22 protein-coding genes are annotated in these 25329 nt (G+C 66.4%); 12 read left to right on the forward strand and 10 right to left on the reverse strand.

Going from position 1 to position 25329, the window contains the following annotated elements:
- Window positions 1-424: 424 nt before the first annotated feature.
- The gene (locus tag ARADN35_RS0116595; protein ID WP_010464055.1) at window positions 425-904 is read left to right on the forward strand and encodes a MerR family transcriptional regulator; all 480 of its coding nucleotides are present in this window, start codon (window positions 425-427) and stop codon (window positions 902-904) included.
- A gap of 234 nt (window positions 905-1138) precedes the next feature.
- On the opposite strand, the gene ARADN35_RS0116600 is transcribed toward ARADN35_RS0116595, so the two are convergent.
- The 9 genes from ARADN35_RS0116600 to ARADN35_RS0116640 all read right to left on the reverse strand — a co-directional run bounded on the left by ARADN35_RS0116600 (window position 1139) and on the right by ARADN35_RS0116640 (window position 11346).
- Window positions 1139-3298 (reverse strand): TonB-dependent receptor, encoded by a 2160-nt coding sequence (locus tag ARADN35_RS0116600; protein WP_010464056.1) that lies wholly within the window; start codon window positions 3296-3298, stop codon window positions 1139-1141.
- Window positions 3299-3519: 221 nt separating this feature from the next.
- Window positions 3520-3852 (reverse strand): DUF3325 domain-containing protein, encoded by a 333-nt coding sequence (locus tag ARADN35_RS0116605; RefSeq protein WP_010464057.1) that lies wholly within the window; start codon window positions 3850-3852, stop codon window positions 3520-3522.
- A gap of 3 nt (window positions 3853-3855) precedes the next feature.
- Window positions 3856-5622: a PepSY-associated TM helix domain-containing protein gene (locus ARADN35_RS0116610; RefSeq protein WP_010464058.1), complete on the reverse strand. Its 1767-nt coding sequence runs from the start codon at window positions 5620-5622 to the stop codon at window positions 3856-3858.
- Window positions 5619-5927 carry a hypothetical protein gene (locus ARADN35_RS0116615; RefSeq protein ID WP_029414101.1) on the reverse strand — a complete coding sequence of 103 codons (309 nt, stop codon included), beginning with the start codon at window positions 5925-5927 and terminating at the stop codon, window positions 5619-5621. The genes ARADN35_RS0116610 and ARADN35_RS0116615 overlap by 4 nt, the downstream gene beginning before the upstream one ends.
- Window positions 5928-6352: 425 nt before the next feature.
- Window positions 6353-6886, reverse strand: a complete 534-nt coding sequence (locus tag ARADN35_RS0116620) for an arsinothricin resistance N-acetyltransferase ArsN1 family B (RefSeq protein WP_010464060.1) — start codon at window positions 6884-6886, stop codon at window positions 6353-6355.
- Window positions 6883-7341 (reverse strand): MarR family winged helix-turn-helix transcriptional regulator, encoded by a 459-nt coding sequence (locus ARADN35_RS0116625; protein ID WP_010464061.1) that lies wholly within the window; start codon window positions 7339-7341, stop codon window positions 6883-6885. The genes ARADN35_RS0116620 and ARADN35_RS0116625 overlap by 4 nt, the downstream gene beginning before the upstream one ends.
- Window positions 7342-7558: 217 nt before the next feature.
- Window positions 7559-8035 carry a bacterioferritin gene (gene bfr / locus ARADN35_RS0116630; protein ID WP_010464062.1) on the reverse strand — a complete coding sequence of 159 codons (477 nt, stop codon included), beginning with the start codon at window positions 8033-8035 and terminating at the stop codon, window positions 7559-7561.
- A gap of 190 nt (window positions 8036-8225) precedes the next feature.
- Window positions 8226-10274, reverse strand: a complete 2049-nt coding sequence (locus ARADN35_RS27020) for a carbohydrate-binding domain-containing protein (RefSeq protein ID WP_159103199.1) — start codon at window positions 10272-10274, stop codon at window positions 8226-8228.
- 271 nt (window positions 10275-10545) lie between these two features.
- Window positions 10546-11346: an FTR1 family iron permease gene (locus tag ARADN35_RS0116640; RefSeq protein ID WP_010464064.1), complete on the reverse strand. Its 801-nt coding sequence runs from the start codon at window positions 11344-11346 to the stop codon at window positions 10546-10548.
- Between the two features lie 414 nt (window positions 11347-11760).
- Here ARADN35_RS0116640 and ahpC point away from each other — a divergent pair, with 414 nt between their 5' ends.
- Entirely contained in the window at window positions 11761-12336 is a 576-nt protein-coding gene (ahpC, locus tag ARADN35_RS0116645; RefSeq protein WP_010464065.1) for an alkyl hydroperoxide reductase subunit C, read from the forward strand.
- A gap of 158 nt (window positions 12337-12494) precedes the next feature.
- On the forward strand, window positions 12495-14111 hold the full coding sequence (gene ahpF, locus ARADN35_RS0116650) for an alkyl hydroperoxide reductase subunit F (RefSeq protein ID WP_010464066.1): 1617 nt from the start codon (window positions 12495-12497) through the stop codon (window positions 14109-14111).
- 319 nt (window positions 14112-14430) lie between these two features.
- Here the strand turns inward: ahpF and ARADN35_RS0116655 are convergent, their stop codons facing one another.
- Entirely contained in the window at window positions 14431-15378 is a 948-nt protein-coding gene (locus ARADN35_RS0116655; RefSeq protein ID WP_029414102.1) for a GlxA family transcriptional regulator, read from the reverse strand.
- A gap of 106 nt (window positions 15379-15484) precedes the next feature.
- Between ARADN35_RS0116655 and ARADN35_RS0116660 the strand changes: the two genes are divergently transcribed.
- The 9 genes from ARADN35_RS0116660 to ARADN35_RS0116700 all read left to right on the forward strand — a co-directional run bounded on the left by ARADN35_RS0116660 (window position 15485) and on the right by ARADN35_RS0116700 (window position 25277).
- Entirely contained in the window at window positions 15485-16285 is an 801-nt protein-coding gene (locus ARADN35_RS0116660) for an SDR family NAD(P)-dependent oxidoreductase (protein WP_010464068.1), read from the forward strand.
- A gap of 80 nt (window positions 16286-16365) precedes the next feature.
- The gene (locus ARADN35_RS0116665) at window positions 16366-17280 is read left to right on the forward strand and encodes an alpha/beta fold hydrolase (protein ID WP_010464069.1); all 915 of its coding nucleotides are present in this window, start codon (window positions 16366-16368) and stop codon (window positions 17278-17280) included.
- A 61-nt stretch (window positions 17281-17341) separates the two neighbouring features.
- Complete coding sequence (locus ARADN35_RS0116670) at window positions 17342-18526, forward strand: acetyl-CoA C-acetyltransferase (RefSeq protein ID WP_010464070.1); 1185 nt, start codon at window positions 17342-17344, stop codon at window positions 18524-18526.
- Window positions 18527-18758: 232 nt separating this feature from the next.
- Window positions 18759-20993 carry a TonB-dependent hemoglobin/transferrin/lactoferrin family receptor gene (locus tag ARADN35_RS0116675; protein WP_029414103.1) on the forward strand — a complete coding sequence of 745 codons (2235 nt, stop codon included), beginning with the start codon at window positions 18759-18761 and terminating at the stop codon, window positions 20991-20993.
- A 41-nt stretch (window positions 20994-21034) separates the two neighbouring features.
- Window positions 21035-21382, forward strand: a complete 348-nt coding sequence (locus ARADN35_RS0116680; protein WP_010464072.1) for a hypothetical protein — start codon at window positions 21035-21037, stop codon at window positions 21380-21382.
- Window positions 21379-22515 (forward strand): hemin-degrading factor, encoded by a 1137-nt coding sequence (locus ARADN35_RS0116685; RefSeq protein WP_010464073.1) that lies wholly within the window; start codon window positions 21379-21381, stop codon window positions 22513-22515. Before ARADN35_RS0116680 ends, ARADN35_RS0116685 begins: the two co-directional genes overlap by 4 nt.
- Window positions 22505-23389 carry a heme/hemin ABC transporter substrate-binding protein gene (locus ARADN35_RS0116690; protein WP_010464074.1) on the forward strand — a complete coding sequence of 295 codons (885 nt, stop codon included), beginning with the start codon at window positions 22505-22507 and terminating at the stop codon, window positions 23387-23389. The genes ARADN35_RS0116685 and ARADN35_RS0116690 overlap by 11 nt, the downstream gene beginning before the upstream one ends.
- Window positions 23386-24468 carry a FecCD family ABC transporter permease gene (locus ARADN35_RS0116695; RefSeq protein ID WP_010464075.1) on the forward strand — a complete coding sequence of 361 codons (1083 nt, stop codon included), beginning with the start codon at window positions 23386-23388 and terminating at the stop codon, window positions 24466-24468. Before ARADN35_RS0116690 ends, ARADN35_RS0116695 begins: the two co-directional genes overlap by 4 nt.
- Window positions 24465-25277 carry a heme ABC transporter ATP-binding protein gene (locus ARADN35_RS0116700; RefSeq protein ID WP_010464076.1) on the forward strand — a complete coding sequence of 271 codons (813 nt, stop codon included), beginning with the start codon at window positions 24465-24467 and terminating at the stop codon, window positions 25275-25277. The genes ARADN35_RS0116695 and ARADN35_RS0116700 overlap by 4 nt, the downstream gene beginning before the upstream one ends.
- Window positions 25278-25329 lie beyond the last annotated feature (52 nt).

The raw sequence follows: 25329 nt of genomic DNA on the forward strand, positions 1-25329 counted from the left end.
CGTTGTGGACCGGTACGCGCCCGCCATGCCAACTAACTTGTCGCGCAGCCGCACCCCTGCGCCTCAGCAGTCACAACGCAGCTACTTGCGCTGGACGACTCACTGGCGCATGGCTTTGCGCGGTGGTGATGTGTCCACGCTCTTGCGCTCCACACGAGCACTGCGATGGACGCGATCCTCAGCAGAACCATCAGTTCCAGACTGATCCCGAGTGTCGCCACCAGCCAGGAGTTCACTCCAAGCGCCGCAGCCCCACCCAGCAAGGGGATCGCCAAGGGGATGGTGCAGCACGCCACGCAGGCTCCCGCTACGCCCAGTGCGGCCAATACAGGTTTTTTCACGAATTTTCTCCAGTGGGTCCATGCGGGTCGATTCCCGTACGCCCACTTTAAAATCTCAAGTTACTTGAGATGCAAGGACTATTGTGAAAAAGCAGACCAACCCCGCTGACCCCACACCAGAGTTCCTCTCCATTGGCGCCCTGGCCAAGCGGGTTGGCTTTGCGGTATCTGCCCTGAGGTACTACGAAGAAGTGGGCTTGATACCCGCCGCGATGCGGCGCGACAGCGGCCATCGTGTCTATCCAGATTCGGTGCAAGACGTGCTCATCCTCATCCGGCACTGCCGCGATCTGGGGTTTTCGATTGATGAGACGCGCGAGCTGCTCGCGTTGTCGACCAGCGCCGAGCGCGACTGCGTGGAGGCGCGCGCAATAGCCCAGGCGCACCTCACCGCCGTGCGGGCCAAGATGGCGGAGCTGCGTCGCTTGGACCGCAGCCTGTCGCGTTTTGTCCAGGCTTGCAGCGCGGGCTGCGCTGGTGGCCCTGCGCCGGATTGCACCATCCTGGCCGACCTGCGCCAAGGCGAGCTGAAAGCCACGGTGGGCTCTGGATGCTGCTCATGAACAGCCCGCGTGCCCTCTTGCGATCAGCGTGACAGCGGCCCCGCGATCCGGTGCCATTTTCAACCGCACATGTGCGCAGCGGCTGCGCGCACCGGTTTCGCCGTGGCGCGTGGCCATGGTGAGCCACGCGTTAAATGATCTTTGCTATCACTTCAGTAGCTGCTAGCGCTTATCCAGAAAGCGCTAGCAGCCTGAGGGGCTATGAATCTGTACGCCGCGCCTGCATGCGTTGCATCAGAACCGTGTGCGCAGCGTCACCTGCACCGCACGCGGCGATCCCGGCAGGATCAGGTTGTCGTTGCTGCCGTGGGCGGACACGTAGTACTTGCGGTTGGCCAGGTTCTTGATGTTCACGTCCAGGTCCCACTGGCCCAGTGTGTACTGCAGCGCCGCATCGAGCGTGGTGTAGCCGGGCAAGGTCACCAGGTTGGTCAGCGAGGTGAAGCGCGCGCCCACGTAGTTCACGCCGCCGCCCACGCGCAGGCCGTGGCCCAGGTCCTTCATGGCCCACAGGAAGGCCGAGTTGCGCGGCGTGAGCGCAGCCACCTTGCCCTGCGCCGCGATGGCCGCCGTGGGCAGCTGCAGCGAGCCGGTGGTGGCCAGCGACTTGGTCATGCGGCCATCAAGCCACGCGTAGCCGGCGCTCACGTCCCAGCGGTCGGGCAGGCGGCCATTGGCGGTCAGCTCCAGGCCGTTGGTGCGCTGCGTGCCCACGTTGATCTGGCGCGACGGGTTGGTCGGGTCGGTGTTCTTGATGTTGGTGCGCTCCAGGTTGAAGAGCGCACCGGTGAAGTTCAGGCGGCCGTCCAGCACGTCGAGCTTCACGCCGATTTCCTTGTTCTCGGTGATCTCGGGCTCGGCGCCGGTGTTGTTGGCGGCCAGTGCAAAGGTCTCGGCCGAGGGCTGGAACGACTTGCTGTACGACACGTAGTACGACAGCGCATCGCTGGGCTGCCACACCAGGCCCGCGCGGGGGCTGAACTTCTTGTCGGTGCGCGACAGGCCCGCGAGCTTGCGGTCGAACGTGGTCTCCTGCCCGAACACGTCGTAGCGCGCACCCACCAGTGCCTTCCATTGCGGCGCCAGCGTGATCTGGTTTTGCCAGTACAGCGCGGCGGTGTCCTGCGTGGTGTGGCTGGGGATGGCGCCGTCGACCGCAAAGCTGGCGGCCGGGATGGCGGGGGCGGGGCGGTTGCCGGGGTTGAAGATCGGCACCCGGTCAGCGCCGCCCGAGACGGACTCGGCGCGCTTCTTTTGCTGGCCCAGCTCCACGCCCATCAGCCATTCCTGCTGGAAGCCGCCCAGCTGGTTGCGCCAGGTGACGTCGGTCTGGTTGAAGAAGCCTTTTTCGTCGCGCAGGATGAACGAGCGCGTACGGCCCACGGTCAGGTTCACCGGGTCGGTGGTGCCGCCGGGCAGGGTGTTGTAGCGGTCGAGCGCGTAGTCGTACAGACGCGTGACGTTGCGCACCGACCAGTCGTCGTTGAAACGGTGGTTCAGCGTGGCCGCGAACGACTGCATGGTGCTGGTGGTGGTGTCGTCCTGCGCCGCGTTGCTGGAGCCGTAGTAGGTGCTGGCGGGCACGTTGACGGGGCGGCCGTTGAGCGCCGGAATGCCGAAGTCCGTCAGGCGCTTGTCGCGGGCGTTGGTGTACTGCAGCAGCAGGTCGGTCTGCGCGGCGAGCTTGAGCGCGAGCGACGGCGCGAAGTTGTGGCGCTTGACGAACTGCTGGTCGCGGTAGCTGCCCGAGTCCTCCACGGCGGCGTTGATGCGAAAGGCCGCGGTGTCGCTGATGCCCACATTCACATCGGCCGTGGCGCGGCGGTAGTCGAAATTGCCCAGGCCCAAGCTGGCCTCGCCCGAGGTCTCGCCGAACTTGGGCTTCTTGGTCACGCGGTTGATCAGGCCGCCCGACGAGCCGCGCCCGTACAACACGGCGGCGGGGCCCTTGAGGACTTCCACCCGCTCGATGTCGGCCAGGTCGCGGAAGTACAGCGCATCGTCGCGCACACCGTCGACAAACTGGTCGGCAATGGCCGTGAAGCCGCGGATCACCACCTGGTCGCGCTGGCCGTCGCCGTGGCTCATGGCCACGCCGGGCACGTTGCGCAGCACGTCTTCCATCGACCGCGCACCCTGGTCACGCATGAGCTGCTCGGGCACCACGTTCACGGCCTGGGGCACGTCGCGCAGCGGCGCGCTGCCCTTGGTGGCCGAGGTGCTGGCGGCGGGGGAGTAGCCGTCGTCGCCCGTGGTGGATTGCACCGTGACCTCGCCCAGGGTCTGCGCGGCGGCGGCGGGCGGCGCGCTCTGGGCCCACGCAGCGCTGCAGAGCGCAGCGAGCAGGGCGGCCGACAGGGGCCTGAGCGTGAGAGATGGCTGAAATGCGTGCATGATTTTTCCGTTGGTTGTGTGCGCAGCGCAGGTGAAGACAAGCTCGCGCCCCGTGCCTGGCTGGGGCCGGTGGTCGGCCTTGGCTGGGAGGTGTGCGAAGCGGTGAAGAGAAACGAATGCGGTAAGGCGGGACGGGAACAGGAGGCGGTGTGGCCCGGGTGTGCGCAGGGCTACCGTTACGGCGCGGCCCCTTCAGGCCGCCAGCACGGCGCTTGGCGCCATCACCAGCCGCCAGCCCATGCCAGCAGGCCGGCAGCCAGCGCGACGCCGGCCGCGACCGGCGCGCGCCGTGGCTGCCAGGTCACCATGGCCGTCACCGCCAAGGCCGCGACCGACAGGGCGACCGTCCAGGCCGTCACGCCCAGCGATGCGGGCACCTCGCCCGACGGCCGCGCCGCCAGCCACAGCGAGAGCGCCAGCACCAGCCAGCCGGCGCGGCGCAGGTGCATCTGGCGCCGCGCCGTGCCCTCGCGGCCCAGCGCGTCTTCGTGGTGGCGGTCCATGCCCAGCGCAATGGCCGACCATGCGGCAAAACACAGCAGAAAAGCGGACATGGATCAGGCTCCCGAAGTGGAGACGTCGGGCGTGGCCGACAGCGCCGGGGCAGCGGGCTGGGGGGCGGATGCGTTGGCGGCGGCGTGGCGCAGCGCCTGGGACACCGCGGCCTTGCCCTTGGGTATGCGCCCCGGGCGCAGCCGCCAGGAGAGCCAGCACAGCAACAGACCCGTGGCCAGGAACGACAAGTCCATGCTGGCCCAGATCCATTCGCCCGCGGGCAGCGTGACGCCCAGGTGGGTGGGGGTGGTCAGCGCATTGATCAGAGGCAGGGCCGTCCACATGGCGCCCGCAGCGCCCAGCGGCACCGACCAGCCCATGCGGCTCGGTCGCACCACGGCACACGCCAGCGCCCACACCAGCGCGATGCCCCAGGCGCTGAAGAACCAGCCCAGCTCGGTATCGGCCCGGCCCTCGATGCCTACCGGGATCAGGCGGTTGGAGGCCACATACACGCCACAGGCCAGCGGCAGGCCCGCCAGCGTGGCGATGTTGATGGCGGCCACCAGGCGCTCGCCAAAGGGCGCCTTGGTGCGCGCTGCAGCGGCGGCAGCGCCCTGGCGGCCGGCTTTGGTTTGCGACAGGGCGCTGCGCTTGACCGTCCACAGCACCATGCCCGTGGCGATCATCAAGCTGCCCAGCACGCCAAAGCCGAAGAGGGCCCAGCGCATGCCTACGTCGGCAAAGCGCGCCAGGTGCAGGCCGTACAGCACGCCATAGGTCTTGGCGGCCGGGCCGGTGGGGTCGGCCTGGTCCAGCCATTGGCCGGTGGTCGCGTCGAACAGCAGGCGCGGCGGGCGGTACTGCAGGCGGTCGCCTTCGTGGCGCGTGACCTCGACCACGGCGCGGCCCTTGGCATCGCGGCGCGCCTGTAGGCTGCCGATGCGCCCGCCGTCCCAGCGGGTGCGTGCTTCGTTCAGGATGGGCTCCAGCGCGATGGCGGGCAGGGGCTCCACCTTGTCGTTTGCGCCGCGGCGGGGACGGCTCTCGGCCTTCTCGCCCTGCAGGTCGGCAAAGTACGCGTTGGAGTCCACGCCTTTTTCATTCTTGTACGTGGTGGCGATGCCGGCGGGCATATACAGCGTGTGGAAGATCATCAGCCCGCTGAAGGTGATCATCAAATAGAACGGCAGCACCAGCACGCCGGTGACGTTGTGCGCATCCAGCCAGGCGCGCTGCCCGCCCTTGGTGGGGCGGAAGGTAAAGAAGTCCTTGAAGATGCGGCGGTGCGTGATCACACCGGTGATCAGCGCCACAAACATCAGCATCGTCGCCACGCCCACCACCCAGCGGCCTTCGATGGTCCAGCGGCCCTTCTGGGCGGTACGCAGCTCGAAGTGAAAGCGGTAGAAGAAGTCGCCACCCATGGTCTGGCGTGCCTCGATGGGCTCTCCGGTCTGCGGGTTCATGCGTAGGGTTTCAAACCGGCCGTTGCCGGTGCCGCGCCACAGCAGGTTGACAGCAGGGTCGCGCTCGTCGGGCAGGTGCAGGATCCACTGCGTGACCTCGGGCGACTTGCGCACCAGGGCGTCCAGCGACTTCTGGGCCACCTGCGCATCCGCCACTTCGATGCTTGGCAGGCCGTGCATCTCGGGGCGCATCCACAGGTTGAACTCGTTCCTGAAGAACGACAGCGTGCCGGTGAGAAAGATCGCGAACAGCAGCCAGCCCAGGATCAGCCCGGCCCAGGTGTGCAGCCACGACATCGCCTGGCGGAAGCCCTCGCGGTCGGCGCTCTTGCGGGCGGTGGTGGTGTGTGCGGCGGTCATGGCGTGGCTCCCATCCATTGCGGCGCCATGGCGCAGGCGCCCAGCGCCAGGGCGGGCAGCAGCGTGCCACCCCAGGCGCCCCAGGCCGTGCGCGCATAAAACGCCCAGCCAGCGGCGATGGCATAGGCCAGCCAGGCCAGCATGGTGGCGGTCAGCACGGCCTCCACACGGGGCATGAACTGCGCCAGGCCCAGCGAAAAAGCCGCCGTGAACCCGGCGGCCAGCGCATAGCCGCCCGCGATGGCCGCCACGGAACGGGAGGTGACGCCCAAGCGGTAGCGCCAGTCCAAGCGAACTGCCTTCATGGCTGGGCTGTGGCGGCGCGAGAGGCGGCGCAGCAGTGAGAAAACGAGAGGAACAGAGACCCCGCAATGCAGGGGCTGGCGGTGCTGCGCAGCATCAGAGAGGCTCCAGGCAGGGTTGTAGTACGGCAAACGTACAAACGCTGGCTGCAGCGGCGGCGAGGCCCGGCTGACTGGCTGGCTAGGTGTGGAAGGGAATCAACGGACCGGGCAATGCAGGCGCGGCTGCAAAAGGAATGGCGCGGTCATAAGAACGCATTTTACTTTTATTGAGATGTATTCGCATTCATGAGATTGCAATTTTGCTGTTGTGATGTGCGGTTGCAACAGCTTGTGACGGGGTGGTGGCCGAGGTTCGCTTCATAGACGTGCCAAGTTCTGGTTCGTTGATGGACGCGCTCTGAGAAGTGAGCACCCTTCAACGACGGCTATAGTCCCTGAAACTTCGAGGGCACCACGGGCGCATCTGGCGACTGCAGGTTGCACTGCCACCAGCCCACGTCGTGCCATTGGCCGTTTTTGAAACCGACCTTGCGATAGACGCCCAGCGCCTCGAATCCCACCGATTCGTGCAACGCCACGCTGGCAGCGTTGGGCAGGGCGATGCCGGCAAATGCCTGGCAGTACCCCAGCTTGATGAGCTCCCTTTTCAGCTCGTGGTACATCCGCTTTCCAAGACCTTGTCCGCGAGCGTCCTCCCGCAGGTAAGCCGTGGTGTCCACCGACCACTGGTAGGCAGCCCGCTCGCGGTGCTTGCTGGCATACACATACCCGTTGACCCGGCCTTGTTCATCTTCGCTGACCAGCCACGGCAGCTCGGGCAGCGTCTTGGAAATCCGTTCCCGCATCTGGTCAACCGTCGGAGCCTCAAGCTCGAACGAAATGCTGGTTTGCTGGACGATGGGCGCGTAGATCGCAGTGATCTCTTCGGCGTCGGTTTCGGTGGCGGTGCGCAGGGTCATGGTTGTGAACGTTCAGGTGGGTTGGGAAGTTTGAGTGGACGGGCGCCGCAGTGGGCGGGTTGTTCCTGTTCCAGAACCTGCATGAGCAGGGCGAGCGACTTGCTGATGGCGGCGCGGTCTCGTTCGGTCAGCGAGGCCATCAACCGAGTCGCATGGGCGTCCAACGCAGCGTTCAACTCATCGACGGAACGCGTGCCGTAGGCAGTCAGCGTGACGAGCCAACTTCTTGCATCCGCGGGGTTGGGTTCCTTGGTCACCAGGCCGCGGGCCACCAGGGTGTCAACCGCGCGCGATATCCAGCTCTTCTCCAGGCGGACTCTCGCGCCAAGTTCAGACAAGCTCAAAGGCCCCGACCGCCCCAACTCGGTCAGCAGGTGGCATTGGGTGTTCGAGGTCTGGCTGCAGTCGGCCACCACACGCTGCGCCCGGGTGTAGAGGCGGGCAACTTCGCGCAATAGATTTTCAGCGTGTAGGCGGGGCATTTAGGTGTGCAAAGCAACCAACTGCCGACAAGATACTTGTCGAAATTTTAGTTGTCAATAGCAACAAAATGGTGCATGAGGGTGCGGTGCGCCTCCCGCACATAAAAAAACGGGCCGAAGCCCGTCTGTGCGATCCCGCTGGCGAAAAGGTTCCAAGAACCTCATCGTGCCGCGCGGCCGTTGTGGAGGACTACTCCACTTCGCCCATCTGCGACTGCAGGTAGTTCTGCAGGCCGACCTTGTCGATCAGGTCGATCTGGGTTTCGAGGAAGTCGATGTGCTCTTCGGTGTCGTCCAGGATCTTTTGCAGCAGATCCCGCGAGACATAGTCGCGCACCGTTTCGCAGTGGGCAATGCCTTCCTTGATGGTCGCCTGGGCACCTTGTTCGGAGCTCAGGTCGCAGGCCAGGATCTCTGGCACGTCTTCGCCGACCTGGAGCTTGGCCAGGTCCTGCAGGTTGGGCAGGCCGTCGAGCGTGAAGATGCGGTCCATGAGCCAGTCGGCATGCTTCATCTCGCCGATGGATTCCGAATACTCCTTCTTGGCCAGCTTGTCGAAGCCCCAGTGCTTGAGCATGCGGTAGTGCAGGAAGTACTGGTTGATGGCCGTGAGTTCGTTCTTGAGCTGGGCCTGCAGATGGCCAATGACTTGTGCGTCGCCTTTCATGGGGACTCCTTGTTTGTTCTGTGGATTCGGGCCCGATTGTCGTGACCTCGATCAATCACCGCAAGCCAAACCCCTGTTGAGTCGCTCTGTCTGCGTGTGATCCTGAGTTGTGTTCGCATCTGGACCTGCAAAAAAGGGGCTGGCCGCCCATTGGCTGCCAGCCCCTTTTGGGTGCGCGGTCAACGCAGGGTCAGGGGAGCAGGATCGCGACTTCCTTCTCGGCCCCGGTGGCTGTGGCCTTGCACACGGCATACACCGTCTGCGGACCGGTGCTGCCCAGCGACAGCGATTTGGTGTGAGTGAGGCCGTTGGCGCTGGCCGCAATGTCGTCATACAGAGCGCCGTAGGCATTGCCTGTGCTCCACGATGCCCGGCAAGCCGCTGCCTGGTTGGTGGTCAGCACGTAGCTGGCGTTGTAGCCGGCGTGGGTGACCGAACCCACGGCAACCGTCAGGGGCTCGGTGGGTGGGGGCGTGCCCGGGGTGCCGGGCAGGCCGGTGGACTTGAGCGCGCCTGCCGGGATCTGCACCATGTACGCATCCACGTCGGTCGCGCTGCCCGTGTTCCAGTTGGAGTTGAACAGCACCTTGGTGAAGTCGCGGTTGACGGATGCGTGTGGTTCCGACCAGTACTCGTTGGAGGTCACGCGCGTGAACGCCAGGGTGTGGACCTGCGGGTTGGCCTTGAGCTCCACGGCCATGAGCTTGCGGTGGAACCACTGGCGGTTCACGGTGTCGGCGTAGGTGCTCAACAGTACCCACCCCGGCTTGTTGAAGCCCTTGCCCGACAGGTGCAGCGCCGTGGTCGATCCGTTCAGGTAGCTGGGCAGCAGGAAGGTGCGCACGCCGGTGCGCAGGTTGACCAGGAAGATGTCGCCCACGTTGGCCTGGTAGTCCACCGACACATACACATCGTCGCCATTGGCATCGATCGCCAGGTCCGAGTGCTCGGACTTGTGCAGCAGCTTCTTGGACTGGCTGAAGTCGCGCGAGTACGCCACGGTGCCGCTGGCATCGTCACCCGAGACCACGCAGTAGTTGCCGCTCGGGCTCATGCTCACGTGGTCGGGGCGCACGCCGTTGGTGTTCTTGGTGCCGACGATGGTGTCGGTGTCGCGGTCCCAGGTGATCACGCCCAGGCTGTTCCAGTTGGCGTCGTCCACCATCAGGCACCAGTAGCGGCCGTCCTTGGACGGTGAGCCTTCAGAGCGGGTCCATGCCGCGTTGGCGCCGGGCCAGCGGGTTTTCAGGCGCGCCGACAGGTTGGTGACCACGCGCGTGGCACCGGTGGCGGTGTTGAGCTCGTGAATCTGCATGCCCACGCCGTTGGTGGGCAGGTAGTACAGCAGATCGGGGTTGCTCGCGTGCCACTGTGGCTCGGCATCGGCGGCCAGGTACGGCAAAACCTTCAGCCGCGCGTGCGTGTGTGCGTCGTACAGATGCCAGTGGCCGTCGAGCGCATAGATCAGGTGGCGGGTGCTGTCTGCGTTGAAGGCCTGGCGGCGCGCGTAGTCGTTGCGCGCAAAGGTCGCCACGCCGTCGGCCGCGTGGTTGGTGGCGCGCGTAAAGCAGGTCCCGTAGTCGGGTTCTGCCAGCACGGCGCCCTTGGCAGGCTTGGCCAGCGTGGCCGCGGTCACCAGGGTGCGTGCGGTGCTCAATGCAAAGCCGGGGCGCGCTTCGTAAAAGGCCTGGCAACCGGGGCTCAGGGTCGACGCGATCACGGTGCTGCCAGGGGCGGTAAAGCGCAGTGCGCCGTTCCACAGCACGGAGCGTTGGCCGGGGATCACGTCCAGCCCGTCAAACGCCTTGTCGCCGATGCCACGGTCCAGGGTCACGCCCTCGGCGGTGGCGGCGACGGTGGTGCCGTTTACGGTGATGGACTCCACGTACAGGTTGCGGTCTTCGCCGTTGGCGTTGGCGTCATTGGTGAACACCACGTCCACCTTGTCGCCGCCCGCAATCGAAGGCACCGAAAAACTGTAGTTCTGGTAGCTGGTCTCGCGCACCTCGGTGTCTGCCACGGCAATGCCGTTGACGCGCAACTGCATGAGCGCGCCCGCATTGGCCAACAGGCTGGCGCGGGCACGCACCACCAGGTTCGCGGCGTCGGCCTTGCTTGTATTGGTGGATTCTTTGCTGGCGGCTGTGGTCGCCGTTTCACTGCCTCCGCCCCCGCAGGCGGTCAGTGCCAGTACGGCCATCCCGCTGGCAACCGCATGGGTTAAAGATCTGGTGCTCATGGAAACTACCCTCTCGTTCAGTTGATGACATCTGCAGCCATGGCGACGCCTGTGGGTCAGGTTACCGGCATGGTTCTGTAAAAAGCGGAAAGGGCGGCACCCACGGCTCATTTGGTTTCAATCAGAAACACAATGGTGGATTGGCGGGGGGGCGTGGCCGTTGGCGGTGCCCCACCCTGGGCACTGAGCGGGCGACAAAAAAGAAAGCCCTGGGTATTGCTACCCAGGGCCTGGAAAAACTGCGGCCTGCGCCGCACGGCGGATTTCGGTTTTACAGCGCCTTGGCCGATGCACCTGGCTGGGCGGCGTGGGCAGTCATGGTTTGCTGGTCACGCCAGTGCGCCACGCCCAGCCATACGGTGGGCACCAGCACCAGGGCCAGCGAGATGGCCTGGGCAATGGTTCCTTCGGCCAGGTCTTCCGTGGCCGCATGCCAGTAGGCGTTGTCGATGCCGGGCAGTACGCCGCCTTCCGTGAACTCGTGGAACGCGTAGACCACCAGCTGCACGGCAAACACCGCCATGAACCATGAGGTGACGCGGAAGAACCGCGAGAGGTTCACTGCGCGGCCGTAGCGCGTCCAGGCCCAGGCAATGGCAATGGCCAGCGCCAGGCCTGCCAGGCCGCCCCAGGCCATGTAAGCCAGCTCCGCGCTGCGTGCCAGGGCGGCGAGCATGGTGGCGGTTTCCACGCCTTCGCGGCCCACCATGAACAGGGCAAACAAGAACACGGCCATCCAGGCGCGCGGGCCCTCCAGCACGCTGGCGTGGTCCATGCGCTGGGCGATCTCCTGGCCCATGCCTTTTCCCGCGCTGCGCATGTGCACCACACACCAGGCCACGGTGGCAGCCGCCACCAGCGCCATGCAGCCCTCGGCTGCGGGCGACAACGCGCCCACCTGCGACAGCACCCAGCCCAGCACCAGCGAGAGCAGGGCGGCCACGCCCACGCCTGCGCGCAGCGGCAGCAGCAGGTGCAAGCGCCCGGTCTTGCGCAGGTACAAGGTGGCAATCGCCACCACCAGCAGGGCTTCCAGCCCTTCGCGGAAACAGATCAGCAGTGTTTGGAACATGGTGAAGTCAGGTCTTGCTATAAATTAATGAGCTGCTTGCGCTTATTTTTAAAGCGCTACAGGCCTTGTTGACCAATATTTTGAGAATGGCGTAAGTGCACGGCCTTCCCGCTGCAATGCGCCGCCCGAGCGGCTTTGCTGCAGTGCGGCAGATGATATGACTAAATACGAATCAGTTGTATTTGAATGTTTGACATGCCACAAGGGTTGGCTGTATCGGCGTGCTTGCCTTGCAGGCTGCCAACGCTGGTTTCTGGGGTTGAAAGGGGCAAAATGCCGATCCCCGGACCGAGGGCAGGGTGTCAATGTATAGTCACAGGCAATTGATTCAATCAAATCAATTAATTGGATTGATGGCCGTGAACGGCCTAGACTTCAGTCCTGTTCAGTCAACCAACCACTAAGGAAACAGCAATGTCCCTGATCAATACGCAAGTTCAGCCCTTCAAGACCACCGCTTTCGTCAACCGCGCTGGCAAGGGTGAATTCATCGAAGTGACCGAACAGTCCCTCAAGGGCAAGTGGTCCGTGCTGATCTTCATGCCCGCCGCTTTCACCTTCAACTGCCCCACCGAAATCGAAGACGCTGCCGACAACTACGCCGAGTTCCAGAAGGCTGGCGCCGAGGTCTACATCGTGACCACCGACACGCACTTCTCGCACAAGGTCTGGCACGAAACATCGGACGCTGTGGGCAAGGCCAAATTCCCCCTGGTCGGCGACCCAACGCACCAGCTGACCAACGCTTTCGGCGTGCACATCGCTGAAGAAGGCCTGGCACTGCGCGGCACGTTCGTGATCAACCCTGATGGCGTGATCAAGACCCTGGAAATCCATTCCAACGAAATCGCCCGCGACGTGTCGGAAACCCTGCGCAAGCTCAAGGCTGCCCAGTTCACCGCCGCCAACCCTGGCCAAGTCTGCCCCGCCAAGTGGAAGGAAGGCGCCAAGACGCTGACGCCTTCGCTGGACCTGGTTGGCAAGATTTAAGTTTTCTTATCTCGGCCCCTAAAGCCGGACAGCGTCATGGCGCCTGTGCGCCATGCCGTCCGGCTTTTTTACGCCCGGAGTTTGACCCGCAGGCTTGATACAAACCACGCTTGCCATCACGCTCCCCACATACAACTCCAAATTCAAAGGACACCACCATGCTCGACGAACAACTCAAGACCCAACTCGCCGCCTACCTGGAGCGCGTGCAGCAGCCGTTTGAGCTGGTGGCTTCCCTGGACGACAGCGAGACGGCGCGCGACATGCGCGAGCTGCTGACGACCATTCAATCGCTGCGCAGCGACAAGATCACCCTGCGCACCGATGGCAACGATGCGCGCAAGCCTTCGTTCAGCCTGCAGCGCGTCGGCGCTACCAACTCCTTGCGCTTTGCGGGCCTGCCTCTGGGCCACGAGTTCACCTCGCTGGTGCTGGCCCTGCTGTGGACCGGCGGCCACCCGCCCAAGGTCGAGCAGGACGTGATCGATTCGATCAAGGCGCTGGACGGAGACTTCAACTTCGAGGTCTACATGAGCCTGACCTGCCACAACTGCCCGGACGTGGTGCAGGCGCTGTCGCTCATGGCCATCGTCAACCCCCACATCAAGACCACTGTGATCGAAGGCGGCGCCTTCCAGCAGGAAGTGACCGACCGGGAAATCATGGCCGTGCCCATGGTGTTTTTGAACGGCCAGGTCTTCGGCTCGGGCCGCATGACCATCGAAGAAATCGTGGCCAAGCTCGATACCGGCGCCGCCGCCCGTGACGCGGCCAAGCTGTCGGCCAAGGCACCTTACGACGTGCTCATCGTCGGCGGTGGCCCCGCTGGCGCCGCAGCCGCCGTGTACGCTGCCCGCAAAGGCATCCGCACCGGCGTGGCGGCCGAGCGTTTTGGCGGCCAGGTCAACGACACGCTCGCCATCGAGAACTACATCTCCGTGCTCGAAACCGACGGACCCAAGTTCGCCGCAGCGCTCGAAGCCCACACCCGCGCCTACGACGTGGACATCATGAACCTGCAGCGCGCCGACCGGCTGATCCCAGCAGCCCAGCCCGGCGGCCTGATCGGGGTGCAACTGGCCAACGGCGCCACGCTGCAGTCCAAGACCGTCATCCTGTCCACCGGCGCGCGCTGGCGCAACGTCAACGTGCCCGGCGAAGCCGAGTACAAGAACAAGGGCGTGGCCTATTGCCCGCACTGCGATGGCCCGCTGTTCAAGGGCAAGCGCACGGCGGTGATCGGTGGCGGCAACTCGGGTGTCGAGGCCGCCATCGACCTGGCCGGCATCGTGGCCCATGTCACGCTGGTGGAGTTTGCCGACCAGCTCAAGGCCGACGCCGTGCTGGTCAACAAGCTGAAAAGCCTGCCCAACGTGACCATCCACACCAACGCGCAGACCACCGAGATCACCGGTGCTGACGGCAAGGTCAACGGCCTCAAGTACAAGGACCGCGCCACCAACGTGGAGCACCTCGTGCCGCTTGAAGGCGTGTTTGTGCAGATCGGGCTCGTGCCCAACACCGAATGGCTCAAGGGCACGGTGGAGCTGTCGAAGTTCGGCGAGGTCATCGTCGACTCGCACGGCCGCACCAACATCCCCGGCGTGTTCGCGGCGGGCGACTGCACCACCGTGCCGTTCAAGCAGATCGTGATCGCGGCGGGCGACGGATCGAAGGCCGCGCTGAGCGCGTTTGACCACCTGATCCGCATGCCCGTGGTGGCGGCTGCACCTGCGGGGGCTCCGGCCGCCGAGCCTGTGGCAGAAGTTGCCTAATTTTTAGGTGAAAATGGCCGCTATCGCCTGATGGTAAAGCGCTGGTAGCTATCAAAATAAGAGCGACTGGTTGTCTTGTGCAGCCGGTCGCTTTTGTTTGGACCGTAGGGCGCCACCGAGCTTGTGCTCTATTGCGATTTGCTCGACGGTTGAGATTCCGTTCTGGGCACTCCGCAGTCCTTCATTCGTGCGAGAAGCCGTCGCCCTTGGCCCGTGGCCAACGCGCGACCGCTTGAGGTGTCGCGCTTCCTAGAACGCACATGTCCAACGCCAATCCAGACGTCGCATGGCAAGACTTTCACCGTCATCTCGGCACGCTTCAGGACCCCGGGCGGGCGTCGCGCCGGAGTGACTGAGGCGGCTTGCCGAAGCCCCGCATGAACGCCTCGCGAAGATGGCGCCGATCGCGAAAGCCCGTTTCGCGTGCAACCACCTCCAGCGGATGGCGGCTGCGCTCGATCATCAAGCGCGCTGCCTCCACGCGCAGACGCTCTACCGCCCTGGCTGGCGACTGGCCGGTCTCGGCCGTGAACACACGGCTGAACTGGCGCGGGCTGAGGTTCGCGGCGGCCGCGAGTTCTTCCACGCTCAGCGGCTGCGCCAAGTGGCTGCGGGCATGCTCCAGCGCCCGCGCGATGCGGTCAGAGCGCGGTGCGAGATTCAGAATTTCCGAATGCTGCGACTGGCCGCCCGAACGGCGCTGGTGCATGACCAGCCGGTGCGCCACCGATCGCGCCACCTCGTCGCCCAGGTCCTTCTCGACGAGGCCCAGCGCCAGATCCAGCTCCGCCGTCATGCCGGCCGAGGTCCAGATCGGGTCATCGGCGATGAAGATGCGGTCCGGCTCGACCTGGATATCGGGATGGCGCTGCTGCAGTGCGTCTGCATAAGCCCAGTGTGTCGTGGCGCGTCGCCCTGTTAGCAAGCCCGCCTCGGCCAGCACGAAGGCTCCGGTGCACAGCCCCACGGTCCGACGCGCCCGAGCGCTGCACTTTCGCAGCGCATGCAGGAGGTCGGACGGCGAGGGCGTGGCCAACGGGTCGAGCACGCCGACCACCATCCAGGTGTCGGCCGTGCTGCGTGCGGTGAAGGGACGCGTCTGCAGGGCCATGCCCAGCGATGCCTTCACGCTGCCGCCGGGCATCGAGTGACAAGCCAGCTCGTAGAAGGGTTCGCCCGCCACAACGTTGGCGAACTCGAACACCGCCTGCGTGGCCAGCGCCATCACCTGAAAGCCGGCCGGCAGGACGTAGCCGATTTTGTGCATTTTTTCTCCGAAGCTGATGGCATAAAACGTGACTATAAGCGTCATTTACGCCAGACGCCAGACGGCACAAAATTCACTCCATCGCAACCACAAACGGAACACCACCATGACGCAGACGAACCTGGGCACCGCCCTCATCACCGGAGCCTCCTCCGGCATCGGAGCCCTCTACGCCGACCGCCTGGCGCAGCGCGGCTACGACCTCATCCTTGTCGCCCGCAACCGCGAGCGTTTGAACCCGCTGGCTGCGCAGATCAGCAGCCGCCACGGCCGCGCAGTGGAAGTCTTCCCCGCCGACCTGAACAACCCGACGGCGCTGCGCAGCGTGGAAGACAAGCTCAAACGCGACGCCAGCATCACCCTGCTGGTCAACAACGCCGGCATCGGCACGCACACGTCGCTTCTGGAGAGCGACGTGGACCAGATGGCGCGCATGATCGACCTCAACATCACGGCGCTGACCCGGCTGAGCTACGCGGCGGTGCCCGGCTTCGTGGCACGCGGCAACGGTGCGTTGATCAACATCGCCTCTGTCGCGGCCGTCTCGCCAGAAGCCTTGAATGGCGTGTATGGCGGCAGCAAGGCTTTCGTGTTGGCCTTCAGCCAATCGCTGCAGCACGAGCTGGCCGGCAAGGGTGTGCGGGTGCAAGCCGTGCTGCCGGGTGCGACGGCCACCGAGTTCTGGGCACGCGGCGGCCTTCCGGTGGAGCACCTGCCGGCGCAGATCGTGATGCGTGCCGAAGACCTGGTGGATGCCGCCTTGCAGGGCTTCGAGCGCGGCGAGTCGGTGACGCTTCCTGCGCTGCAGGATGGTGCCCTCTGGGATGCCTTTGAGGGCGCGCGCAAGGCGATGGCGCCCCACCTGTCAAGCAACGAAGTGGCGCCGCGCTACCAGCCCTTGCGCTGAGTGAAGGCGCATTGATTGCGCCAGTAAGTATCCATCCATGGCCCCTGGGCCACGTCCCCCCAAATTCAAGGAAACCCACCGTGCCAACAACCCGCAATGATCCACTGTCCGACATCAAGATCCCCGGGACCGAGGAACACTTTCTCGATCCGCTCAGCTCAAAGAAGGGAGGCCTGGGGCGATTGCGCTATCTCTCGGGCGGAAAGGGGCCAGCGTTGGTCCTGCTGCACACCGTGCGTACCCAGGCCGAGCACTTCCGTCACCTCATCCCGCTGGTCCAGGAGCGGTACACGGTATACGCCCTTGATCTCCCTGGAATGGGCTACTCGCAGATCGTGCCGGGCGCCTCCTATGAGGAGCCGGCCATGCGCGAGGCGGTCAAGAGCCTCATCACCCGACTCGACTTGCGCGACGTCACGCTGCTTGGCGAATCGATGGGCGCCACGCTCGCCCTCACCACCGCGGCCGATCTGCCCGAGAGAGTGCGGCGGGTCGTGGCGATCAATGCCTATGACTACGCGGGCGGCATCAAGCGGTCCAGCCTGCTGGCCCGGTTCGTCGTGACCGGCGCGCTTGCGCCGGGTATCGGCGAGACCATTGCGAGCGTCCAACCCAAGCCGATCGTGCGCGCCGTGCTCCGTGGGGGTCTTGGCAACACGGCCGCCCTGCGCGATGACTACCTTGATGAACTGTTGAAGGTTGGAAGTCGGCCCGGCTATCCGGTCGTCGCCCGCGCGGTGTACGGGAACCTGCCCAGCCTCATCGCGGCACGCGCCCGCTACCCCGAGGTCAAGGCACCCGTTCATCTCATCTACGGAGAGACGGATTGGTCAAGACTCTCGGACCGGCAAGCCAACAAGCAGCTCCTTCCCGCGGCCGAGTTTGTCCAGGTGCCTGGCGCCGGTCACTTCATCGTCCTCGAGCGGCCGGACGTGGCTGCCAAGGTGTTGAACGACGTGATGCGAATCGCGAGCGTTCCGAAAGCCGCGGCCTGATGCCGCTCGACGCGAATCCCCTCTGATCTTCGATCAACCTGCAACAACCTGAGGAGCTCTTATGCCTACCCCTGACATCGTTCTCTGCTCGCCGGTCCGAACACCCATCGGAAGCTATGGCGGCTCGCTCAAGGAAACGCCCGCGTCCGCACTGGGTGCCGCGGTGATTCGCGAGGCAATTCATCGCTCCGGTCTGGCCGCGGAAGCGGTCGACACCGTAGTGATGGGACACGTGATCCAGGCCGGCACCCGGATGAATCCAGCGCGACAAGCTGCCATCGGCGGCGGGCTGCCTGTTCAGGTGCCTGCCCTGACGGTGAACCGGGTCTGCGGATCGGGTGCACAAGCGATCGCCACGGCGGCACTCGAGATCGCGGCGGGATATGCCTCGGCTGCGGTTGCCGGCGGCATGGAGAACATGGACCAGGCGCCCTATCTGGTGCCGGGCGCGCGCTGGGGACAACGCATGGGGGACGCCCCGATGCTGGACAGCATGCTGCGGGATGGTCTCCATGATGCGTTCAGCGGTCAACACTCTGGCTGGCATACCGAGGATCTCGTCGCTCGGTACGGCATCACGCGCGAGGACCAGGATCGCTGGGCCGCGCGTTCACAGCAACGGTTCAGTGCGGCTCAGGCTGCCGGCAAGTTCGCGGAAGAGATCGTCGCCATCGAACTCTCCAGCCGCAAGGGACCGGTGAGCTTCTCCAGGGACGAAGCCCATCGGCCCGACACCACGGTCGAATCACTGGCCAAGCTCAAGCCAGCGTTTCGAAAGGACGGCACGATCACTGCCGGCAACGCGCCAGGGCTTAATAGCGGCGCAGCGGCGATGATCGTTGCGGAGCGAGGTTTTGCGGAGAAGCACGGGCTGCAGCCATGGGCGCGCCTCGTCTCTCACGGCGTCGCGGCGGTTGAGCCGGGAATGTTCGGTATCGGGCCGGTGCCAGCGGTCAAACTGGCTCTGGAGCGCGCCGGCTGGAAGCATACGGACATCCAACGCATCGAGATCAACGAGGCATTCGCTGCGATCACGCTGGCCTGCCTGCGTGAGCTGGACCTGCCGGAAGACATCGTCAACGTCGAGGGCGGCGCCATCGCCCACGGCCACGCCATCGGCGCAACGGGCGCCGTGCTGACCACGCGCTTGCTGCATTCGATGCGACGCGACGGCCTGAGGCGGGGCATCGTGACCTTGTGCATCGGCGGCGGTCAGGGCATCGCGCTGGCGCTCGAAATGCTCTGATGGAAAGATTGGCAATAGGCCTGTACTACCTGGGCCCTTGCAAATTAGTTACGTATTGAGAACTATTCTCATATAATTGACCGCATCAGCCAGCCACAACGGCCCTTTCTTCTGCCCGCAGAAGCCAGGGCCGTCTGCATGGAGCCAGCTCTGTATTCGTTGTCGTTTCAGAGAAGGATCTCCGTCCGTGGCGCAGCCATTCCATTCCCCTCCGTTTTCCTCCCGGCGCGCCCTGGCGCAGCCATCCAATCCTTCGCCGCAAAGCCACCTGCGGCCTTTGGCCTGGCTGGTGGCCTGTGCATGCGCTGCCATCGGCAGCGCGCATGCGCAGGATGTGGCGCAGCTCGTGGCCGCCGGCCCGGCGCTCAAGGAGGTCGTCATCAGCGGCTCGCGCAGCGAGCAGGACCGCGACGAGTTGCCCATGAGCATCGACGTGATCAACGCCCAGGCCATCGAAGAAGGCCAGGTGCGCGACATCCGCGATGTGGCGCGCGAGCTGCCCAACGTGTCCGTCACCCGCTCGCCCGCGCGCTTCACGCTGGCCAGCGGCTCCACGGGGCGCGAGCAGAACGCCGGCTTCAACATCCGCGGCCTGGACGGCAACCGCGTGCTGATGATGGTGGACGGCATCCGCCTGCCGCGCAGCTACGTCTTCAGCGCCAATGCGTTCGGGCGCGACTACCTGGACATCGGCCTGCTGCAGCGCATCGAGGTCGTGCGCGGCGCCACGTCGGCGCTGTACGGCTCCGACGGCATGGCGGGCCTGGTCAACTTCATCACGGCGGACCCATCGGCATTTCTGGACGGCGACAAGCGCATCGGTGGCCGGGTCAGCCTGGGCTACGACGGCGACGACCACGGCAAGCGCGTGGGGGCCACGCTGGCAGGCAAGGCGGGCGACACGGTGCAGTGGCTGCTGGGCGGCAACGTCACGCGTGCCAGCGAGCTCGACAACATGGGCACCAACAGCGCGGCCAATGCCGACCGCACCCGCCCCAATCCGCAAAAGGACAAGAGCGGCGCGCTGCTGGGCAAGGTCATCCTCACGCCCGGCGGCGGCCAGCGCCATGTGTTCACGCTGGAGCATGTGGACAAGACCTCCGACTACGAGCTGCTGACCGCGCGCTCCAAGCCGCCGCTGGTCGCCACGTCCGTGCTGGCCTCCACCTCGTTCACCGACATGCAGCGCAGCCGCGCGACATGGGAGGGCTCGTGGCGCGTGAACTCGGCGTTGGCCGACGACGTGAAGGCGACGCTGAGCTTTCAGGATTCCCACTCGCGCGAGTACGTCACCGAAGACCGCAACACCGCTGCCGACCGCGTGCGCGACGTGACCTACGACGAGCGCACCTGGCAGGCCAACCTGCAGGGCAGCAAGGTGCTGCGCTCGGGCCCGGGCGGCCTGGTGCAGAAGATCACCTACGGTTTTGACTACACGTCCGCCAAGGTCGATAACCTGCAGACCGGCGTGACCCCGCCCGTGGGCGAGACCTTCCCGCTCAAGCGCTTTCCGGACACCACCGAGACCAGCGCCGCCCTGTACGTGCAGGACGAGTTCGTGACCGGCCCCTGGAGCATCACGCCCGGCGTGCGCTTCGACACCTTCCGCATCAAGGCCGACCAGGCGGGCTTCGGCGCGCAGGCCGTGTCCCTGTCGGGCAACGCCACCTCGCCCAAGCTCGGTGTGCTGTACCGCGCCAGCGAGCAGTGGAGCGTATTCGGCAACTACGCGGCGGGCTTCCGGGCGCCCAACGCGGGGCAGGTGAATGCCTTCTTCGAGAACCCGGTCAGCAACTACCGCACGGTGCCCAACGCCAACCTCAAGCCCGAAAAGAGCCAGAACTTCGAGCTGGGCGTGCGCGGCCGGCTGGACGCACTGTCGGTCGAAGCTGCAGCGTTCACGGGCCGCTACAAGGACTTCATCGAAGACCTGCGCCAGGTGGGTGGCACCGGTGCGCCGGGCAACCCGCTGGTGTTCCAGTCGGTCAACATCGGCCGCGTCAAGCTCAACGGCTTCGAGGTCAAGGGCGACATGCGCTGGGGCCAGTGGGCCGGTGGGCAATGGACATCGCCGTTCAGCTACGGCCAGACGCGCGGCCGTGACACCGCCACCGGCAGGCCGGTGAACACGGTGGACCCATCGCGCCTGTCGGCCGGCCTGCGCTACGACACCGGCAGCTGGATGGCGCGCCTGGATGCCACCCACGCTGCCGCCAAGAAGCCCAGCGACGTGGCTTTGGCCACGGGCAGCACGCAGTACCTCACGCCGTCGTACACGGTGCTCGACCTGTCGGGCCAGTGGCGCATCCGCAAGGACCTGCGCCTGAACCTCGGCATCTACAACCTGACCGACAAGAAGCACTGGCGCTGGGCCGACGTGCGCGGCCTGGCCGCCAACGCCAACTTCATCGACGCCTACAGCCAGCCCGGCCGCTCCGTGCGGGTGTCGCTGGTGGCCGATTTCTGAGTTCCGCTTTCATCCCCAGGCACCCACCCCAGGAGACCACCATGAGCCACGCTCCCGACCGGCCCGATGCCGGCAGCCACACCGATGAGGAATACAGCCTGCCCTGCGCCGAGGCGCTGCTGGCCGGCACGCTCGCCCTGATGACGGGCTACGTGCAGGCCTGTTGCGACAGCCACCGCGACGCCATGGGCCGCAAGATATCGGCCAACCTGCAGCTGCTGGCCGACGCCGACGGCTTCACCGCCCACTTCCGCACGGTGGTCTGGAGCCTGCAAGGCCGTTGGGAAGAGCAGTGCAAGGCCCGCCAGGACACCGCTGCCAGCGCCGCCATGGTGGCTGCCGAGCAGCGCCGCGTGCTGTGGCACACCGCGCCGGAGGCCATGCAATGATCGCCGCCGTGACGACCACGCAAGGCGTTGGGGCAGCCGCTGCGCCGATTGCTGCGCCGGACATTCGCACGCAGTTTGCTGCCGCACGCGCAGCGGGTAAACGCGCCAAGGACGCGGCTGAGAGCCTGGGGCTGTCGGAAGGCGCCGCAGTGGCAGCCCACGCGGGTGAGCACGCGCACCCGCTCAAAGCCGTGCCGCTGCAGGGCTCGTGGTTGCACCTTCTGCAGGCGCTCGAGGCCTGCGGCCCGCTGATGGCGCTGACGCGCAACGAAGGCACGGTGCACGAGAAGACCGGCGTGTACGCGCATGTGTCGGCTACCGGACCAGTGGGCATCGCGTTGGGTGAAGACATCGACCTGCGCCTTTTCTTTGCACAGTGGCACGCGGGCTTTGCGGTGACCGAGCTGGCCAACGACCCCGCCAAGCCGCCATCGCGCAGCCTGCAGTTCTACAACGCGCAGGGCCGTGCGGTGCACAAGATTTTTACGCGCGACGCGACCGACCTGGACGCGTTCGACGCGGTGGTGAGCCGCTTCGCGCAGCCGAGTGCGGGCTACGTGTTCGGCACAGCGCCAACGCCTGCGGCCGTGCTGCCTGACGCAGACATCGACGCCGACGGCCTGCGCGCGGCCTGGGCCGCTATGAAGGACACGCACGAGTTCTTCGGCATCACCAAGAAGTTCGGCGTGGAGCGCCAGCAGAGCTTTCGGCTGGTCGAAGGCCAGTTCGCCTGGCGTGCCATGCCCCAGGCCGTGCCGCGCCTGCTGGACGAGGCCGCGGTGGACGGCCTGCCCATCATGGTGTTCGTGGGCAGCGGCGGCTGCATCCAGATCCACACCGGGCCGGTGCGAAACATCCAGCCGCTCGATACGCCGAACGCGCAGTGGATCAACGTGCTGGACGCGGGCTTCAACCTGCACCTGCGCACCGACATGGTGGCCAGCGTGTGGGTGGTTGAAAAACCCACGGCCGATGGCGTCGTCACCTCGGTCGAGGCGTTCGACCATGCGGGCGAGCTGATGGCCATGTTCTTCGGTGCGCGCAAGCCCGGCAAGCCCGAGCTGCAAGGCTGGCGCGACCTGGTGGCGCGGCTGCCGCAGGCGCAGCAGGACGAGGTGGCGCATGCTGCGTGATGGCCTGACCGACAGCGAGCGCAGGCAGTTGCTGCGCGGCATGGGCGCGCTGCCACTGCTGTCTGCCCTGGGCGCCGAGCGCGCACTGGCAGCCGGCCCGGCGCGCATCGTGTCGCTGGGCGGCGCGCTGACCGAGGTGGTCTACCTGCTGGGCGCACAGGGCCAGCTGGTGGGCACCGACACCACCAGCCTGTTCCCCGAAGCCGCACTCAAGACCGCCAAGGTCGGCTACATGCGCCAGCTGTCGGCCGAGGGGCTGTTGTCCCTCAAGCCCGATGCGGTGGTGGGTACCACCGAGGCCGGGCCACCCGTGGTGCTGGACCAGGTGCGCAGCGCCGGTGTGCGGGTGGAACTGGTCAAGGCCGACCACACGTGGGACGAAGTGCAGCGCAAGGTCGCGACCGTGGGCCGCGTGGCAGGCCGCGAACGCGAGGCCACGGCCCTGCAGGCGGACCTGGATGCGCAGTGGGCAGCGGTGCAAAAGCTGGTGGCCGCATCCACGCGCCGCCCGCGCGCCATCTTCATCCTGTCGCACGGCGGCAGCCCCATGGTGGCGGGCACCGGCACGGCGGCCGATGCGCTGATCCGATTTGCGGGCGCGACCAACGCCATCACGCAGTTCGCAGGCTACCGGCCGCTGACGGCCGAAGCCATGGCCAGCGCCGCGCCGGAGGTGCTGCTCAACAGCACGCAGGGCATCGAAGCGCTGGGTGGTGATGCAGCCTTCTGGCAGCGGCCTGAACTGGCGCTTACACCCGCGTTCCGCCGCAAGGCGCTGGTGGCCATGGAGGCCAGCCACCTGCTGGGCTTTGGCCCGCGCCTGCCCGGGGCCGTGCGCGAGCTGCACACCCGCACGCAGGCGATCACGGCGTGAGCGGCGTGGCCGTGGCGCAGTCGGTTGCGCGCTGGTCTTTGCGGCGCCTGTCGCCGCGCGCAGCGCTGCTGTGGGGCGTTGCGCTGGTGGGCCTCGCGTTCGTTTGGGCCAGCACGCAAGGCGCGTACGCCATTGCGCCAGCCCAGCTGTGGCAGGTGTTGCTGCAGGCCGTGGGCGCGGCGCCGTCGGCCGAGCAGGCGCCCGAATATCTGGTGTTCATCAACATCCGGCTGCCCCGGTTGTTGATGGGCGTGGCCGCTGGGGCAGGCCTGGGGCTGGCCGGCGCGCTGATGCAGGGCCTGTTCCGCAACCCGCTGGCCGACCCGGGCCTGATCGGCGTGAGCAGCGGGGCCGCGCTGGCCGCTGCGCTCACCATCGTGCTGGGCAGCCACTGGCTGCCCGACCTGCCGCGCACGCTGGGCAGCTGGACGCTGGTGGGCATGGCGTTTGGCGGCGGCGTGCTGGTCACCGCACTCATCTACGGGCTGGCTCAGGCCGATGGCGGCACGCGCATGGGGCTGATGCTGCTGGCCGGTGTGGCCGTCAATGCACTGGCGCTGGCGGGGCTGGGCTACCTGAATTTCATCTCCACCGACGAACAGCTGCGCAACATCCAGATGTGGCTGCTGGGCAGCCTGGGCGGTGCGCGCTGGAGCGCCGTGGCGCTGGTGGGCTCCATCGTCGCCGTCGCTTGCGGGCTGGGCCTGGCGCTCGCTCGCCCGCTCAATGCGATTGCCCTGGGTGAGGCGCAGGCCGCGTTGCTGGGCGTGCCGGTGGAGCGCACCAAGCGCCTGGCGGTGCTGGTCACCGCGCTGGCGGTGGGCGCGGTGACGGCCGCTACCGGCATCATCGGTTTCATCGGCCTGGTGGCGCCGCACTGGGTGCGCCTGGTGGCCGGGCCCGACCACCGCGTGGTGCTGCCGGGCTCGGCCCTGCTGGGCGCGGCGCTGGTGCTGGCGGCCGACGTGGTGGCGCGCACCGTCGTCAAGCCGGCGGAGCTGCCGTTGGGGGTGCTCACCGCCTTCATCGGTGTGCCGCTGTTCCTGGCCATGCTGCGCCAGTTCAGGAGAAAGGTATGAACGCGGCCTCGCTCCATGCCGGCGATCCGCTGGTGTGCGATCAGTTGGGGGTGGGCCTGTCGGGCCGCCCATTGCTGGCCACCGTGCATGCACGCCTGGCCCCGGGGCGTTTCACCGCGATCCTGGGGCCCAACGGGGCGGGCAAGTCCACGCTGCTGTCCATGCTCTCGGGCCAGCGCGCGCCGCGCTCGGGGGCGGTGAGCCTGGGGGGCCGGGCGCTCTCGGTCATTGCCGCGCTGGAACTGGCGCGCCTGCGCGCCGTGCTGCCGCAAGAGACTGCGGTGGCCTTCGACTTCACGGTGCAGGAGGTCGTGGAGATGGGGCGCTTTCCGCATCGCCAGTCGCCCAGCCAGCACGAGGCGCGCATCGCCCGCGATGCGATGGAGGCCACCGGTGTGGCCCACCTGGCGCAGCGCGGCGTCAACACCCTGTCGGGCGGCGAGCGGGCCCGCGCCCACCTGGCCCGTGCCCTGGCGCAGATCTGGGAGCCCCGGCCCGACGGCGCTACGCGCTGGCTGCTGCTGGACGAGCCCACCGCCGCCCTCGACCTGGCCCACCAGCACCAGGCCATGGCCCTGGCGCGCCGCTGGGCGGTGGAGCAGGGCATTGGCGTGGTGGCGGTGCTGCACGACCTGAACCTGGCGCTGCGCTACGCGCACGATGTGGTGCTGATGGGGGCAGGGCGCTGCGACGTGGGGCCCGTGGGGCAAACGCTGGACGCTGCCGCCATCGCGCGCGTATGGGGCGTGCAATGCTCCGAGGTGTGCGCCAACGACGGCACGCCGCAGTTCCTGGTGGCGGCTGGATGAAGCGCAGATGACGATTCGGTCATCTGCCGGAGCCTTGCCCTTGGGCGCATGG

Source organism: Acidovorax radicis N35 (genome assembly GCF_000204195.1).
GTDB lineage: Bacteria > Pseudomonadota > Gammaproteobacteria > Burkholderiales > Burkholderiaceae_C > Acidovorax > Acidovorax radicis.